We start from the raw sequence: 16,044 nt of genomic DNA, 5'->3' as shown, positions 1-16,044 counted from the left end.
GCATGGTGATATATATGTGTATAACACTATCCTTTTTATTCGAATTGGCAAGGATTTTATGAAAATGGATTGGATATATTTATATTTGGATAAAGCATGTTTGGTGGGGAGGGGACTTGAGGCCTACGTCCTTGTGGGCTCTCAAGCAGCTGTATGAGCGATGATTATTTGAATAGGAAATGGTGTTGCTCGTCAAGATTTCTGTTAGGGGGGCCTATTGCTCCTCTGAGTCATTGGGCCGGCTATACAGATAGCCTTGATGTAAGTTGTAGCCTAGCTGACACAAGATATATTGCTGCCTGCGCGTCTCGACACCTTCATAAATCATCGTGATATTCGATAAGCGTCCAATCTCAGAGATATTAAGCAATACACCCTGATGGTGCTCTCCTGACTCGATATCCTTAACAAAGCAACGATCCAGTTTTAGATAGGTCGGAGAGATAACATTGATGATTTCGATGTTGTTATTGCCTGTACCAAAGTCATCCAGAGCGATGGTGATACCAAGCTTTTTGATATCCTTAATGTTATCGATAACCTCACATCCATAGCCAATGTTCGAATATTCAGTAATCTCGACGACAAATTCATTCGCTTCCATCGCGGCCAAATGCTCTCTGAGCCTTGCGAAGTTCGACCCCACCAAAGCGCTCGGACACACATTGACACCATAGATCTCATGGCTGTTGTGTAATTTGGCTTTTCTGACCGTCTCGATGAGCAAGATAGTGTGAAAGGTGAGTAAATTGGTGCGTCTCATGGTGTTGATGAAGCTTAAAACGCCGACGTTACGAACTCGAGATAGCAACTCGTAATACAGAACGCTATTGTCTTCGGTGTTGATGATGGGCTCTTCTTCAAAGGAGATGTGTTTCCAACGAAACAGGTAGCTCATAAAGCCCAGAATATAGGAGCGATAAAGCAGTGTGGCGAGAATCAGAGAAAGCGCAGTCCACAGTACGACAATATCGTCACTGTAAAAGGCAATGGTTGCACCGGTTGGCAGTGGTGTTTGATAGATAGCTTTACTTTCTTCACCTAGGTTCAGAATGTAATAACCATTCTTCTGGATCGAGACCGAGTCGACTAACAGCGGCAATAGTGAGTTCTTGTATCGAGCTTCAATAGAGCGTGTAGAAATACGCACCGTAAGGTCAATGTCACGCTTGGTATCTACGAAGCGTGAATAAGCGAAATCGGTACTATCGTAAAAGTCATCAACTTGATAAAGGTCTACCATTTTCGAGCGTGTTTTGGAGATATAACATGAACCATAAGACGTAGTCATGATGACAGAATCTAAGTTGAGTGAATGCCTTAATGAGTGCACAGCCCCTTGGTTATCGCAACCATAGAGCATGATTTCTTCAGCAATATGTTTGGTGTTTTCGCTGTATTCATCTGCAATCTTCGTCGTATAAAGGATTTGGAAAAAGTAGACAACGAAGAGGAAAAATGAAGAGACGGTGAACACGGTTATCAGAGCCTTAATCAGTTCTCTATGATAGGTATTGAACATCATTTTCAACATTTCTATCTGACTGGGCTTGAATTGATTGATGTCGTACTTTGGTGCGATGCAGTTTGTAGAGCTCTTATCGAGATCGATGAAGTAACCCACCTTATAAAGGTTAGAGATAAGTTCGCTATTATTATCTATCTTTGCTTTTTTACATAAGTTTCGATACTTCTTTCTTATTGAGGCGATGATGTTTTTTAGTGCATACAAACTAAACTCTTCATCAAAATGTAATTTAAAAGACTCTTCAACATCTCGTGCAGATTGAGGGTTAGATATTGATGAGTGTTCAATAAGATATTTGAATACAAAACTCTCTTTACTATTAAGACTTTCCTCTGATATCTTATTACTGTTGTTCTTGATATATATTTTTTCTTCATTGTAGATCAGTTGCAAGCTCTCATTATTGTTGTTTATATTGAAAGAACAGTGCATGGCTCAACTCCTAAGCGACAGTTATTATATTTATGTGATTGATGTGTATTGGCTGGGATTTTCATTCAACCTAAGAGTCCTTTCCAAATAATATAACCAAAATGTCACCATTTTCTCTTAAGATGTTGATACTAATCGCAGAATTTGGGCTTGAATGAAAGGTTATCGAGATGTTCACCCAAAAGTTGAATTTATAAATGAAAGCCAATGATTTACAAGGGGTAAAGGGGATTTATCCATTTGTTTTGGTATTTATCCATTTTGCAGCTTCTGTGCGGAAGGATTAGCCACTGAATTTAGAGGTTTCTAATGTAGCTTTTGATGGTATTCATTTGATTTATTGATGTGTGAGATTTATCAGAATTTTTCCGGATAAACTTAGATTATGTCAATTTATGTAATGTTAATATAATTTAGTTGAGACATGATTTTAGTAATTGAATTATATGGATAGATGATGGCATTGATAATATTGTATTTTGAGTTTTCCTTATTTGTATTCTTACGTCTTATTAAATAATGAAGTTTTTAGTGGGGAAGTTTTAGATAGCACGAGCATGTTAATTTATTTATATATTTATACCTATCCATTTATGAAAGATGTTTAATCAAAACACTGTTGATATCTATATCAGACATACACCTATGTAGATCTTTATAGACTAATTATAAAAAATAAGATATGAATTAGGTTCGTGTTATAACGTAAACAGCACTTGAAGATGTAAGCAGCAACAACTTAGTCCTATTCGTATTATTTTTGAACAGATTTATCGTAATCACATGATATTCAAAGATCTGTCTCGATGGCTTAGCTCTAACTTCTGTATGAGTAAAATCGTTGAGTATTTAACATGCGCCATCAAGTACGACGATTTGAGGTTCTTTTTCTGGTTGATAGAGTACCTGACAAAAGTCACCTTCAGGTGAATAGGTGTAGTTATCTGCGTCAAAAGAGATAGCTGCTACTCTTTCGGCATTGCTACCAGGATCGACTTCTTTGTTGATCACGTGAAGCTCTGTTCTGTCGATATTGAGCAGTCTTCTTAGTGAATCCACATAAGCTATTGGGTAGCCATGACAGACGTAGTAGGTTTCAATTTCCGTTTTTTCTACATAGTTGCACTCTCCCTCAACGCCAGCAATCGCAGACTTGGCGTAGATCATATCGATACCGGTACGTAGGTTACCCGCTACGTCGTGTATTTTACTCGCACGGGCGCTTCCTTGAACGTTTAAGAACTTGACCATAGCCGTGGCAGACAGGATAGCTAAAATTAAGACTGCGATGATAAGTTCTAAGAGAGTGAAGCCGTTTTGTCTTCTCATATTTACCGATTATTTGATCTGATTGAGGGGCTGCTTGAGGGTAATCTAAATACCAAAGCCATTACAGAAGGTAGGTATATCTGTTATATGGCTTACAGGTTGATTGTTCTCAATAATTTCATAATAAACAATACTTTAACTTCGGCTTGTCGTTATTGGCCGCAATGTAAGCATACGTAAGCGTTGATGTGGGTATCACTCTCTGGACTACGAAGTGCTAAAAAACTCTAACTTATTGATAAATAGGTTTTTAAATGTCTATTAATCGACCTGTTAAAAATTGTCTTTCGACTTCATTTGACGGGATGGGCTTACTAAACAAGAACCCTTGAAGATACTGGTATCCACAATCGATCAAGAACGCTTTTTGCGTTTCTGTCTCGACGCCTTCAGCAACTACTTTTAGCCCCAGTTTATCGCAGATAGCATGAGTGGCTTGGACTATTGCTTTGCTCCCTTTGTGCGAACCATGGACAAAACTTTTATCGAGTTTAACGGTGCTAATTGGCAAGTCATGCAACATTGAGAGTGAGGAGTACCCTGTGCCAAAGTCATCAAGGTGAAGTTCTACGCCTAATTTTGATATATCACTTAATGCTTGTCTGACTTCACCATGCTTGAAGATCATGGAAGACTCCGTGATTTCAAGGGCAACGCTTTGAGGCTGGATGTTGTAGAAGTTCAGCATTGCCAATAACTGTTCGGCAAAGGTAGCGTGCATCTGAATACTCGAGATATTGATGCTCATCATCAACTCATTATCAAACTCTCGTTGCCACATCGATAACTGTTTGAGTGCGGAATTGAGAACCCATTTTCCGAGAGGAACTATTTGCCCACTCTCCTCCGCTAAGGTAATAAATTCGTCAGGAGCTATGTCACCTAGTTCTTCGTCCGACCATCGAAGTAAGGCTTCAAATCCTTTCACCTTGTCGCTGTTAGTGTTCATTATCGGTTGGTAATGAAGGTTGAGGTCGTCATTCTCTAAGGCATGCGTGAGTCGATGACGGATCTCTACCTTGCGGTGAAGGGTTTGTGCTAGACAAGGTGTAAAAGTTTGAAATCGATTTCGTCCATTTGTTTTGGCCATATGCATCGCCATACCCGCTTGCTTGAGCAGTGACTCTTGATCGACGGCATTATCAGGGAAATGAGCGGTACCGATGCTGCAACCAACAGACAAGGTGCCAATCCCTCTGATGTGGAAACTCTTGTTCAAGGCTTCAATAATACGAGAGCAGAGCAGCGGGATATTGTGATTTCGGCAGGCGTGAGCAATAACAATGAATTCGTCGCCACCAAATCGACCGATCATGCACGTTTCGTCGACGAGGTGTTTAAGACGTTCGCCAACCTGCTTAAGTAGTTGGTCACCGACACTGTGTCCATAAGTATCATTGACCAATTTGAAGCCATCAAGGTCGACAAACATCAACTCAAAGGGCGAGCGATAGGCAATACTGGTTTCTAAAAGGTTGGTGATACCGCGGCGATTGTAAAGCTCAGTTAAACAGTCGTGCTCAGCGTTGTATCTGGCTTTGATCAACTTCTCTTTCTGTTTAGTTGTACAGGTGAGGTTTAACAGAAGCTCGCTTTTATCAAATAGCCATTTTCCTTGAACGTCAAAGTGATGAATTTTGTTATCTATTTCGCAGCTGACTTCTTCTAAAATCTCGCGGCCTTTACGCGCAGCAAACAACCATTGTGCTGCTGCCTCTTCACTTGAAACGAAGTCGGATAGGGTACTAAACGGTGAACCATAGCTTTGAAAGAATGCGGAGTTAGCGCTTACTACGTCTCCCGAGTTATCAAATAGAAGGGATAGATTTGCGCCATCAGAGCAAGCTAAGTCGTGCTTTAGGCTGCCCTCTTCGGCAATGACTTGTACCAACATCCCAGTTCGACCATCGGGCAATGGGATCCCAGAAAATAGGCATAATGCACGTTTGGAAATGTGGTTTGGCGTGAAGTTCCACCATGTTTTGATGCTTTCGTTACGTAGAAATTGTCTTTGGTATTCTTCCAGTGTTGCTTCTATCGCTTTTGACATCTCGACACTAAAGTCACGTGATGTCAGCTCAAACATCGACTCAGACTCCCAGAGGGGGAGCGCGTTACTATTTGCCCAAGTTATTCTTTTATTATCAATATCATATATCCAAATAGGACACTTGAGATGCTCGAAAGGTTGATAATTGGTCATCATATTGAACTCGGTGAACTGATGTGTTGGTCGAACAGTGCCTACCGAACTCATGCATTCAGTAGGCGCTTATCAAATTGAATTCTGGTCTTCAACAGCCGTTAAAAGCCGTGTTGAAGAAGAAAAAAGTGCTACAGAAAGGAGCGCGCTATAGAACTCACAGTTGAAGCCCATCTTTTGACGAATGTTATTTTAGGCGCGACCTGAATGTTTATCCAAGAATTTGCCTGCGCTTGAATCGGATTCACTATTTCTTGTTTATTGCTATCAGCTAATAACTGCGTTGAAAATAAAGGGGGGCTGGTCAGTAACAGTGAAAGCGGTTTATTCATCTTAAAGTGGACCCTGTGTGGTAGTGGTGATTAGCAAATGCTGGATCGAATTATCAATTTCATGAATATTACTTGAAGAAGATATTGCTTAATAGCGCCTGCCGAGGCCCTGAAAATGCAAAACACTGGCTGGTGGGTAACGTAATCGTTTTCTTTCGACTGTTGAACGATATGTTCGGATTTTAAACCTATAAATATGTCATTTGTCAGTGATATTAACCGACAAGTCATTACTATTTGGAGGGTTTATTTGATTGGGTTTTGTAAATGCCTTAAATGTAAGTGTGAGTAAGAAAATAAAGCAAACGTAAGCGTTGTATAGGCTATTAAAACACCGTGAATAGCGAGTTATTGATGGCCAACCTTCTTAAACTAAGGCGTACTGGTGGTTAAGCACTGCGTTTTGTAAACGTGTATGTACAAAAGTGATTACAATGTTTTGCGTACGGTAAAAGTGAGGCTCGAATCACAACATTGATGATATATGAGCAGTATATATACTGCCCTCGTTTTTAATAAATACTGGTGATAGGAATGTCGAAAACCAAAGTGCTCATTGTCGAAGATGACCAAGAGATAGCTCGTTTAACTACGCTTTACCTAGAAGCTGAAGGCTACGATGTTAGCGTTGTTCATGAAGGGAATTTAGCACTTGAAGCGATCCGCAGTATTGAACCTGATTTAGTGCTGTTGGACTTGATGCTTCCAGGCATGAGTGGCGCTCAAATTTGCCGTCAGGCTCGAGAGTTTTACAATGGAATAATTTTAGTGTTGACCGCCTCTGCCGATGAAATGAGTGAGGTAAGCTTATTTAAGTTTGGCGCGGATGATTACGTTGCAAAGCCTATTCGTGGCCATGCTTTGTTGGCGCGAATTGAAGCGTTATTACGTCGAGCTGCTCCTATTGCTATCGCGCCAGAAAAAATGGCTGAAAAGCAATGCGATATTGTGATCAACAATATTGCTCAAAGTGCCACTCTGTATGGGCAAAATCTTAAGCTTACTTCTGCCGAGTTTGAAATCTTAAACCTTCTTGTGAATAACATCTGTCAGGTCGTGACTCGAGACCAGTGCTGCCAGTTATTTAGAGGGATTGATTATGCTTTTAATGATCGTTCTATTGATATGCGAGTTTCCGGTTTAAGACGAAAACTACGCATTCACGCAAAAGACAAACAGTTGATCCGTACGGTTCGCAATAAGGGGTACATGCTGGTTGCGTAAGTTCATGACTGCGAAACTTCGTTCTGTTTCGATGTTTGCTCGATTGTATCTTGGGATTGTGGTTGGTATGTCGGCAACGATCTTTTTGTTTGTGAACCTAGGTGAAGGGCACATGCGAAGAACCGAGATCGAAACTTTCCTAAATGATGGTATTTACTTCGTTGAGCAGTATACCCGTCAGCACAATCAATATAATTCACTTTATAAAGAACTCGATAGAACAGGCTACCAACAATTTTATATCTTCAATTTACGCCTGTTAGATAATTGGTCGGGAGAGGCTCCATGCCAACGATGCGAGTTATTTACCACTTTAAATGGTGTACCTATATACCTCAGTGATAACGATCTGTACTCGGCGGTGTTTCAACTTCCAAATTCTAAATTTAGTTTCGCGTTCAGTGAGGTAGGGGATTTTTTCTCTCCTGAAATTGAATGGTATGAAGATTCAGAAAGAAACTTTTTACTCGGGCTTTTGTTCGCCATTATTGTCGCGATCGGCGCAAGTGTTTACTTACCTGTGAGGCGTTTTCAAGAAAGAATCGAGTTGCTAGTTGAGAAGCAAAAACAGTTTGGTCGAGGGAAACTCAGTACTCGTTCTGATCTAGACGACATTCATCCAGTGTCTGATTTGGCCAGCAGCTTTAACTTCATGGCGGAAGAGATCGAGAGCAAAGTGAAACAAAGCCACATCTTTGCTCAAGCTATCCCACATGAGGTGCGCACCCCGCTCAGTCGTATTCAGCTGGCGACCGATATTCTAAGAAGGGGAGCCCCCGACCATCATCAGGCGCTTTTCGATGATATTGATACCTACATTGAGGATATCAACGATCTCACTTCAGAAATTATCATGCTGTCGAAGTTGAATGTCATGGATAACTCATTCTTTGAGCTCGTTAAAGTGACCTCTGATCTTCATGAGTACTGTCTCGATCGTATTCGTTACTCTCAGTTAGACAATGTGCTCTTTGAATCCAAAGTAGGGCAAGATTGCAAGATTAAGTGTGACTGCTCAATGGCACGTTTGGTCTTCGATAATATTCTCAAAAACGCGGGTAATTACACGCGCGATGAGGTGTGGATGACACTGGATGAGAATTCAGAAAATTGGCTAGTGGTTATTGAAGATAATGGTTCTGGAATCCCAGAAGACAGTCGTGATGAAGTATTTCTTCCGTTTTCCCGTCTAGATTCAAGCAGAACCTCAACAACGGGTGGTTTGGGGTTAGGCCTCGCGATTGCGATTTCAGCGGCTAAAAAGCTTTCTTGGGATATCAAAATCGATGACAGCAACCATGGTGGAGCTAAGTTCAGTATCGTGATTCCTAAGACCGTATAACTGGGCGATCTGAGGGCTACTTAGGTTCTAGGTTCGTAAAATAACAAAGCCACGGTCGAATACCGTGGCTTTTTAGTATGCTCATTTACATAATAGTGACTGCTTAGAGCTTAGAGCTTAGAGCGATGAAGACCATAAATGGCGTGGTCTACGATGCGGCCATTCAAGTTCTCATTACGAGTTATAATACCTTCTAACGTGAAATGTAAGCGCTCACAAACTTTACGGCTGCTCATGTTCTCAGTGGCAGCTGATATTTCAATCTTTTCCATATCTAACTTATTGAAAGCAATATCAATCAGTTTTTCGACCACACGGGTGACTATCCCTTTACCTTGGTACGATTCAGACAGCCAGTAACCTATTGTGACTTTCTGTTTGTTGTGGTCAATGGTGTTGAAGCTACAGTTACCGACGATATTGTCTTTATACACAATCGCACATGTCATGCTTTTCCCTTCCGCATAATCGTGTAGCGAGCGCTGGATGAAGATCCTAAAGTCTTGCTCGGTTTTACAATGTGGTGGCCACACAAGCCATTGGCTTAGATACTCATTCTGACTTCGTGAAATTTCCGCATAGTGAGAAGCGAAACTCTCTTCAACCAATGCGATGGATAGTTCGTTATCGATAATCGTTTTAAACATGTCTTTCCTTTTCTTTTGGCTGATGATTTAGTGATTTTTGGTCGGCAGACTATAATGTCGCATGATTTTCAATATGCAACCACTTGTAGCACGGATTTTTCGTGATACGTTAGTTCTATCACGAAACTCATTAAACCTTACAATAGTTGTGTATATAATCATTAGCTATGCATTAGTATTAGCAGCCTAAATATATAAAAACTATAAAAATGCTAGGCTTAAATAATGATTCAACATTGCCAAGAGGTAACCGTAGACCTAAGAAAGGCTCTATTTGGTATTGCTAAGGCGCTTGATAACGTCGGTTTTGAAAGCAAAAACCATGGGCAGAGGGTAGGTTATATCGCGTATCGATGTGCTCTGAGCGTCGGGTGGGAAGAAGAGCAGGCCCAACTTGCGTTCTCATTAGGGTTAATTCACGACTGTGGCGTATCGCAAATTGATGAGCAGCTCAGCTTAACTTCTGGGTTTGTGCCCGACTCGAGCTATCACCATTGTCAGAAGGGCTATCAAATCTTAAAAGAGTGCCCAGTTCTTTCTATATTCGCTAAGCCGGTTCTTTATCATCATACCCCGTGGGCTGAGTTAAAGGCGATTCATATCAGCGAGTTAGAAAAAGAATTGGCCGCGATCGTGATGCTTGCCGACAGAGTCGATTATCTATACGGCATAACCTCTTCTGATCGTTATGGAAATTTAACACCAGATGGAAAAGCGAGCATTATTGAACGTTTGACTGAACAAGCGGATGAGATGTTCGAAACCAACCTTGTACAACACATGTGTGAGCTGGTCGATCTGGATGATTTTTGGTTCTCGATGGAAATCCCTTACATCGAGAACATGAGGGATAACTTTGAGCCTGTGCCATTCTTCTCTCAGCAAATGTCGCTGGACGAGACGGTGGCCTTTGCCGAGTTTATCGCCAATGTTGTAGATACCAAAAGTTCGTTTACTTTTAAGCATTCGTTGAAAGTCGGGCAGCTTTCTGAATATCTCGCCAAGCAGTTGGGTTATTCATACACAACTCAGCGTAAACTCTATTTAGCCGGGCTAGTTCATGACATCGGCAAACTGCAAACACCTAATGACATTCTTCATAAGCCGGATTTGCTGACCGAAGAGGAGTATTGCTGTATTAAACGCCACGCAACGGACACTCGATTCGCACTGCAAGAGCTGTTTAGTTCTCCTCAGGTATGTCAATGGGCATCCAATCATCATGAAAGGTTAGATGGATCAGGTTACCCAATTGGTAAAACGGCGGAAGAGCTGGATCAACCGAGTCGGATCGTCGCTGTGGTAGATGTATTCCAAGCATTATCTCAATCACGTCCTTATCGTGCTGGTATGACGTTAGAACAGACGATGGCTATTTTGAGAGACTATGTTGAAAACTATAAGTTAGATCGAGAAGTGTTTGAATGTCTTGAAAAACACGCACAGTACTGTTTCGAGTTATCAACTGATAAAAGAATGTACGCGTTTTAACGCTAGTGAATGCTGATTGGTTGTGAGGCGTTGGCGTGATGCACTTGTTAGTCATGCATTTGTAAGCCATACATTTTTGTAAACCATGCCTTCTGTAAATCATGAATGGGCAAGCCATGCGTTTCAATTCATGCTAAAAGATAATTGACTAAGCACCAGAAACAGAAAAGCGATAGCCGAGGCTATCGCTTTTTTAATGGGGGCATATCAGGATCTTTAGATCGAGATTAGTAGCGTTTTAAGATCTCGATGATCTCTAGCTCTGTTTCCGCTGCGATAATGGCATCAATGTCATCATCATTTTGGAACAACTCTGATAGCGCCATAATAGTATGGATATGGCTATCTGAGTCCATCGCTGCCAGAGTAATTGAAAGGTAAACGTCACCGTTGTCTTCCGACTCTAAATCAACACCCTTTTTGAATACCGTCACTTGCAGAGATGCTTCGTTCACACCATCTTCAGGACGAGCATGAGGCATCGCAATCTTTGGTGCTAGAACATAGTACGCGCCAATGTCCTTGTGCTTTTGTTTGATAGCTTCAACATAGCTAGCTTCAATTTTGTTGCTTGCTAACAGTGTTGAACAGGTTAAATTAATCGCTGCATCAACCGTTAGGTTCTCTTCAGAGTTGATGATAACGCCTTGGTTACCGATTAAATCGAATAGGCTCATGAAACAATCCATCCTAGAATCAGACCAACAACACCGAAGTCGAAGTCAGCAAAGGTTGTCGCTTCAAGACCAAGGCCACCCAGTACTGGAAGCAGTAGCATTGGTAGGAAAGAGATACACAGGCCTTGCGTGAATGAACCTAGAATTGCACCACGTAGACCGCCAGTAGCGTTACCGTAAACACCTGCCGCACCACCTACGAAGAAGTGTGGAACCACGCCAGCTACAATGATTGTCCAACCAAGCGCGCCTTGAACAGCCATTGCTAGTAGACCAGCCGCGAAAGAACAAAGGAAACCGATAAGTACCGCGTTTGGCGCTACAGGGAATACCATAGGGCAGTCTAGAGCAGGTTTTGCACCTGGTACGAGTTTGTCAGAAATACCTTTAAATGCAGGAACGATTTCAGCAATTAGCATCTTCACACCTTGCAATACGATGTAAACACCCCCTGCAAAGATTAGAGATTGCATGAAGGTAAACACAACCCAGTTTTGACCGCTTGATACTGTTTCTACAAACTCGCCGCCCGCAATAATAGACGCAAGCATGAAGAAGATAGCCATTGTTGTTGCTACGGCTACTGGCGTATCACGTAGGAACATTAAGCTTTTAGGAACTTGGATGTCTTCTGTTGATTTTGATGTGTCACCGAATTTGCTACCAATGAAGCCAGACACGATGTAAGACAGTGTCGAGAAGTGACCGATAGCCAGTTGATCAGTACCCATCACTTTTTCAGTGTACTTTTGGCCTAGCGCTGGCATCACAACCATTAATGTACCCACAATGATAGAGCCGATTGCGACAAGAGCTGTGCCTTCAATGTTTGCTGTAGACAGAATTACCGCTACTAGCATAGACATGAACATTGTGTGGTGGCCCGTTAAGAAAATATATTTTAAAGGAGTAATTCGAGCCAATAAAATATTCACAACGAATGCGAAGAACATAATTAGAGCCATTTCATAACCGAATGCTTCTTGTGCTAATGCAACAATTGCTTCGTTATTTGGAATAACACCACTTACGCCGAATGCTTCAGTAAATACAACTGAGAAGTTATTTAATGCGCCAACAAGAGCGCCAGCACCAAAACCTAAAATTAGGAAACCCATTACGGTTTTAATTGTGCCTTTTAGAATAGTAGAAATATCTGCTTTTTGTGCAACAAGGCCAATGAAAGCAATTAAACCTACCATGATTGCTGGCTCTTTTAATAAGCCGAGCATGAATTCGAAAAAGTTTTGCATAATTTTGACCTTACATGAAAGTTTTTAGTTGTTCTTCGATTGATGCTTTGTCAAAAATATTTTTAAGGCTGATGATGTTCACTTTTCCGCCTTCCTTCAGTTGGTTTGCAACGTCTGTTGCTGCTACCCAAATATCTGCATTGCTTGATGCAGCAGAAGATAGATCTTCGTGATCAACTTCCGCTTCGAAACCGATTTTTTTAGCCACTTCTTTCACTGCCATTTCCATCATTAGTGAAGTACCAAGGCCGTTACCGCAAACTACAAGAATCTTTTTCATAATATTTGTCTCAATTGGATTTTAGGGGTTGAGAAACTGCGTTCTCTTATTGTGTGGGAGAATAGTAATGGAAATATTGAGATTTCAATAAGATCTCCATCACAAAGGTAAAATGAGATTGTGATGAGGATCTCGTTATTTTGTAGTTAAGATCCAGAGTGAGACTTTGATCAAATTTAACTTTTCACACGAATATGCAACGTATCTATTGAGAAAGGTGGGGGTAAATGTATTTGTCTATTGAAATGTAAATATATAGAGGGTCTGTTGAAGAAAATAGAGAATTAATCGTATCGACCGTAGTCGGTAAGCATTTTCTTAAGCATGCTATTAACGTCTTTGGTCTTTTTATTTCTTTTAGTTAGTTGGCTAAGAGAAGTCGGTTTTGGCGAGGGAGCATTTTCACCATCTATTTCTTCGGTTTTATCTTTCATTTTCTGTACAGCAGGCAATAACATTCTAATTTCTTCGTTATTGGCATTAGTCAGAACCACAATATTTTCAGATTCAACTTGGGTAATGGTTAATATTCCATGCTTAACGGATTCAACCTTTTCACCAATCATAATTGATTCAGGTGCGACAGAGCGATCGGTTAACTGACCTGTACGTAATTTCGCCGCACTGATAGCGCGGATATTTCCGGTGTTTTCAAACGCGACAATAACAGTATAGGTATTATAATACTCAACTACTGTCACATAGCCGTGTCTGTTTGTTTTGAATCTAGCTCCATTGTTCATGTCGTGCGGAGCTTCCATTTTCTTCACGTGTTTCCTCTCTTAGTCTCGATGGTTGTTATATCTAATCAGCTCTATTAGTATTTTATAGATAATTATTTGGTGAGATCATACAAAGTATATACGCATCTAAACTTAAGATGAATCTTGAAGTATCGGGAAATGAGGCAGAGCACAGAAAAGTAGTAAGAATCACACAGAATTAACCGAGTGATTACGCTCGTACGTTTAAAGGCTTAACATTACAAATTCAACTTCATACAGGTTGTTTACAGTTTTTATGCACACAAAAGACGATAAACACAGCGTTTTGTTTAATCCTTGACCGCGCGATCGTTTGCGTCAAAAAATGTGATGAAAGTCTCACTTAACTGTTTATACTTCTTTTCCGGTTTTAAGCCGGTGCTTAGCCAATACAAGCCGTCACATGGATATGTGAATGACCCCACGGACCGGACCAGCTACGTTCCACTGCTTGTATAAGGTGATTTTTACATGAACAACTCGTTGTTACAGTCGCTAACGTTGTTAGCTCCTTCATCGCGTAGCGTTTTGCTTGCGGTTCTTTGTCCTATTCCTTTGATGTCATTCGTTTGGCTCATGTTCACTCTTTAAGGATTACTAGGACACATTATGAATATTCTATTTGGTCTTGTCGGTGTTATTGCACTGATTGCTTGCGCATGTCTGCTATCTGAGAGTCGCTCTTCTATTAACTGGAAAACGGTCTCCCGTGCACTATTACTTCAAATCGGCTTCGCTGCTTTGGTGTTGTATTTCCCTTGGGGACAACTGGCGTTAACAAGTCTAAGCAATGGCGTTTCGAGCTTGCTTGGTTTTGCAGACGTTGGTATCGCTTTCCTATTTGGTGATCTGGCTACTGAAGGTTTCATTTTCGCGATTCGCGTACTTCCAATCATTATCTTCTTCAGTGCTTTGATCTCTGCGCTCTATTACTTAGGCGTTATGCAGAAAGTGATTCAAGTTCTTGGTGGAGCGGTGCAAAAATTGCTGGGGACAAGTAAAGCTGAATCTCTAGTTGCAACAGGTAATATCTTCCTTTCTCAGGGTGAGTCTCCTCTTCTTATTCGTCCCTTTTTAAAGTCTATGACTCGTTCTGAACTGTTTGCTGTAATGGCGGGCGGCATGGCGTCAGTAGCTGGCAGTGTGCTTGGTGGCTATGCAGGATTAGGTGTTGAACTTAAATACCTTATTGCAGCAAGCTTCATGGCGGCTCCGGGCAGCCTATTGATGGCGAAGATCATTGTTCCTGAGCGTAGTACTCCGAGTGACTACGACCACATTGAGCTAGATAAAGCTGACCAAAGCAACGTGATCGATGCATTGGCAAGTGGCGCAATGAACGGTATGAAGGTGGCGGTCGCTGTCGGCACTATGTTGGTTGCATTCGTGAGTGTGATTGCAATGGTCAACACGGGTTTAGAAAGTCTAGGCGAAATGTTCGGTTTTGCGGGCATTACCCTGCAAGCTATCTTTGGTTACCTATTCTCGCCTCTTGCATGGTTAATTGGTATCCCGAGTGATGAAGTATTAATGGCAGGTTCTTACATCGGTCAGAAGATCGTAATGAACGAGTTTGTTGCTTTCATCGACTTCGTTGAGAACAAAGCTCTGCTGTCTGAACATAGCCAAGTGATTGTGACTTTTGCATTGTGTGGTTTTGCCAACATTGGTTCTATCGCGATTCAATTAGGTTCGATTGGTGTTATGGCACCAGAGCGTCGTGCAGAAGTGGCAAACTTAGGTTTGAAAGCGGTAGCGGCTGGTACGTTAGCAAACCTAATGAGTGCATGTTTAGCGGGTATCTTCATCCTGCTTTAAGCTAGATTAAGTTAAAGTAGCTAGATTCAATAAAAGCGCTTAAATTTAGTAAAAGCGGGTATCTTACTTACGGATTTAACGTGAGAAGGGTGTCCGCTTTTTTGTGCCTGCTCGTTAGGTTGATTAAGGTTCTAGCCACCACTTCTCATTGTTCTGTAGTGTGTTAGGCTCACTCGGAAGAGTAATAGAGCAAGCTCCTTTTATCCGATATACTTGAATATCATTAGGTTGCGATTAATAGCATTCGACTTCGATTAAGAACATTCGATTTCGATTGAGAATATTCGGTTTCGACTAAGCACATCCGCTTTCGATTAAGAATAATGGCAACCAAGTCCAATAAATCAAAGGTCTCCCCATGAACATGCGCGTTCTCATCGGTCTTATCATTGCCTTTATCGGCTTGTTTGCGATGGTTTATCTTATTGCTGGTGGTACTCAGTTCCCTATCTCTCAGTGGCCGCAAGAGGCTTATCTCGGTTTGGTGTTTAGCGTCGTGTGGGGCACTGGTGTAGCGGCATCGGTGGCGTACTTCTTCTCGGCATTGGTGTTTGTGACTATTGCAGTGGTTTGCTATGCGATTGGTTATAAGATCGGTGGGCTCTTTTCTAGCAAGTCAGAAGCATAAAACAGAAGTTTAAACGTACACTTTTTGCATTTTCTTTTAGGGTTAACGTTCGCCTTAACCCTCCCTTAACCTCCAGCTCGTTATCTTGCCTCCATT

13 protein-coding genes are annotated in these 16,044 nt (G+C 41.4%); 5 read left to right on the top strand and 8 right to left on the bottom strand.

Features of this window, described 5'->3' with window-relative positions; genetic code table 11:
* Window positions 1-214: 214 nt before the first annotated feature.
* The 3 genes from DUN60_RS23200 to DUN60_RS23190 all read right to left on the bottom strand — a co-directional run bounded on the left by DUN60_RS23200 (window position 215) and on the right by DUN60_RS23190 (window position 5,546).
* Entirely contained in the window at window positions 215-1,960 is a 1,746-nt protein-coding gene (locus tag DUN60_RS23200; protein WP_114635599.1) for an EAL domain-containing protein, read from the bottom strand.
* Window positions 1,961-2,809: 849 nt separating this feature from the next.
* Complete coding sequence (locus DUN60_RS23195; protein ID WP_017079599.1) at window positions 2,810-3,289, bottom strand: type II secretion system protein; 480 nt, start codon at window positions 3,287-3,289, stop codon at window positions 2,810-2,812.
* A gap of 250 nt (window positions 3,290-3,539) precedes the next feature.
* Complete coding sequence (locus DUN60_RS23190) at window positions 3,540-5,546, bottom strand: putative bifunctional diguanylate cyclase/phosphodiesterase (RefSeq protein ID WP_065205832.1); 2,007 nt, start codon at window positions 5,544-5,546, stop codon at window positions 3,540-3,542.
* An 812-nt stretch (window positions 5,547-6,358) separates the two neighbouring features.
* On the opposite strand from DUN60_RS23190, the gene DUN60_RS23185 reads away from it, so the two are divergent.
* Both DUN60_RS23185 and DUN60_RS23180 read left to right on the top strand, forming a co-directional pair.
* Window positions 6,359-7,048, top strand: a complete 690-nt coding sequence (locus DUN60_RS23185; RefSeq protein WP_054547152.1) for a response regulator transcription factor — start codon at window positions 6,359-6,361, stop codon at window positions 7,046-7,048.
* On the top strand, window positions 7,041-8,390 hold the full coding sequence (locus DUN60_RS23180) for a sensor histidine kinase (protein WP_054547151.1): 1,350 nt from the start codon (window positions 7,041-7,043) through the stop codon (window positions 8,388-8,390). The genes DUN60_RS23185 and DUN60_RS23180 overlap by 8 nt, the downstream gene beginning before the upstream one ends.
* A 110-nt stretch (window positions 8,391-8,500) precedes the next feature.
* On the opposite strand, the gene DUN60_RS23175 is transcribed toward DUN60_RS23180, so the two are convergent.
* Window positions 8,501-9,037, bottom strand: a complete 537-nt coding sequence (locus DUN60_RS23175; protein ID WP_114635598.1) for a GNAT family N-acetyltransferase — start codon at window positions 9,035-9,037, stop codon at window positions 8,501-8,503.
* A gap of 225 nt (window positions 9,038-9,262) precedes the next feature.
* Here DUN60_RS23175 and DUN60_RS23170 point away from each other — a divergent pair, with 225 nt between their 5' ends.
* Window positions 9,263-10,528 carry an HD-GYP domain-containing protein gene (locus tag DUN60_RS23170; RefSeq protein WP_114635597.1) on the top strand — a complete coding sequence of 422 codons (1,266 nt, stop codon included), beginning with the start codon at window positions 9,263-9,265 and terminating at the stop codon, window positions 10,526-10,528.
* Window positions 10,529-10,755: 227 nt separating this feature from the next.
* Here the strand turns inward: DUN60_RS23170 and DUN60_RS23165 are convergent, their stop codons facing one another.
* The 4 genes from DUN60_RS23165 to DUN60_RS23150 all read right to left on the bottom strand — a co-directional run bounded on the left by DUN60_RS23165 (window position 10,756) and on the right by DUN60_RS23150 (window position 13,499).
* Complete coding sequence (locus tag DUN60_RS23165; RefSeq protein WP_162808246.1) at window positions 10,756-11,205, bottom strand: PTS sugar transporter subunit IIA; 450 nt, start codon at window positions 11,203-11,205, stop codon at window positions 10,756-10,758.
* Window positions 11,202-12,458, bottom strand: a complete 1,257-nt coding sequence (locus DUN60_RS23160; protein WP_004729966.1) for a PTS ascorbate transporter subunit IIC — start codon at window positions 12,456-12,458, stop codon at window positions 11,202-11,204. Before DUN60_RS23160 ends, DUN60_RS23165 begins: the two co-directional genes overlap by 4 nt.
* A gap of 10 nt (window positions 12,459-12,468) precedes the next feature.
* Window positions 12,469-12,738 (bottom strand): PTS sugar transporter subunit IIB, encoded by a 270-nt coding sequence (locus DUN60_RS23155; protein WP_114635595.1) that lies wholly within the window; start codon window positions 12,736-12,738, stop codon window positions 12,469-12,471.
* 284 nt (window positions 12,739-13,022) lie between these two features.
* On the bottom strand, window positions 13,023-13,499 hold the full coding sequence (locus DUN60_RS23150) for a hypothetical protein (RefSeq protein WP_086051494.1): 477 nt from the start codon (window positions 13,497-13,499) through the stop codon (window positions 13,023-13,025).
* A gap of 612 nt (window positions 13,500-14,111) precedes the next feature.
* Here DUN60_RS23150 and DUN60_RS23145 point away from each other — a divergent pair.
* Both DUN60_RS23145 and DUN60_RS23140 read left to right on the top strand, forming a co-directional pair.
* On the top strand, window positions 14,112-15,320 hold the full coding sequence (locus DUN60_RS23145; protein WP_004729974.1) for a NupC/NupG family nucleoside CNT transporter: 1,209 nt from the start codon (window positions 14,112-14,114) through the stop codon (window positions 15,318-15,320).
* Between the two features lie 358 nt (window positions 15,321-15,678).
* Complete coding sequence (locus DUN60_RS23140; RefSeq protein WP_114635594.1) at window positions 15,679-15,948, top strand: hypothetical protein; 270 nt, start codon at window positions 15,679-15,681, stop codon at window positions 15,946-15,948.
* Window positions 15,949-16,044 lie beyond the last annotated feature (96 nt).

It is taken from the genome of Vibrio splendidus, from assembly GCF_003345295.1.
In the GTDB taxonomy this organism is placed as follows: Bacteria; Pseudomonadota; Gammaproteobacteria; order Enterobacterales; family Vibrionaceae; genus Vibrio; species Vibrio splendidus_K.
Note: the sequence above shows the minus strand (reverse complement) of the source record. Positions and strands in the feature narration are given on the sequence as shown.

What these genes read in the sequence shown, in the direction of transcription:
- DUN60_RS23140 (WP_114635594.1), top strand. Translation starts at nt 15,679, where the DNA reads ATGAACATGCGCGTTCTCATCGGTCTTATCATTGCCTTTATCGGCTTG.
- DUN60_RS23190 (WP_065205832.1), bottom strand. Translation starts at nt 5,546, where the DNA reads ATGAGTTCGGTAGGCACTGTTCGACCAACACATCAGTTCACCGAGTTC.
- DUN60_RS23150 (WP_086051494.1), bottom strand. Translation starts at nt 13,499, where the DNA reads ATGGAAGCTCCGCACGACATGAACAATGGAGCTAGATTCAAAACAAAC.
- DUN60_RS23185 (WP_054547152.1), top strand. Translation starts at nt 6,359, where the DNA reads ATGTCGAAAACCAAAGTGCTCATTGTCGAAGATGACCAAGAGATAGCT.
- DUN60_RS23165 (WP_162808246.1), bottom strand. Translation starts at nt 11,205, where the DNA reads ATGAGCCTATTCGATTTAATCGGTAACCAAGGCGTTATCATCAACTCT.
- DUN60_RS23195 (WP_017079599.1), bottom strand. Translation starts at nt 3,289, where the DNA reads ATGAGAAGACAAAACGGCTTCACTCTCTTAGAACTTATCATCGCAGTC.
- DUN60_RS23200 (WP_114635599.1), bottom strand. Translation starts at nt 1,960, where the DNA reads ATGCACTGTTCTTTCAATATAAACAACAATAATGAGAGCTTGCAACTG.
- DUN60_RS23145 (WP_004729974.1), top strand. Translation starts at nt 14,112, where the DNA reads ATGAATATTCTATTTGGTCTTGTCGGTGTTATTGCACTGATTGCTTGC.
- DUN60_RS23170 (WP_114635597.1), top strand. Translation starts at nt 9,263, where the DNA reads ATGATTCAACATTGCCAAGAGGTAACCGTAGACCTAAGAAAGGCTCTA.
- DUN60_RS23175 (WP_114635598.1), bottom strand. Translation starts at nt 9,037, where the DNA reads ATGTTTAAAACGATTATCGATAACGAACTATCCATCGCATTGGTTGAA.
- DUN60_RS23155 (WP_114635595.1), bottom strand. Translation starts at nt 12,738, where the DNA reads ATGAAAAAGATTCTTGTAGTTTGCGGTAACGGCCTTGGTACTTCACTA.
- DUN60_RS23160 (WP_004729966.1), bottom strand. Translation starts at nt 12,458, where the DNA reads ATGCAAAACTTTTTCGAATTCATGCTCGGCTTATTAAAAGAGCCAGCA.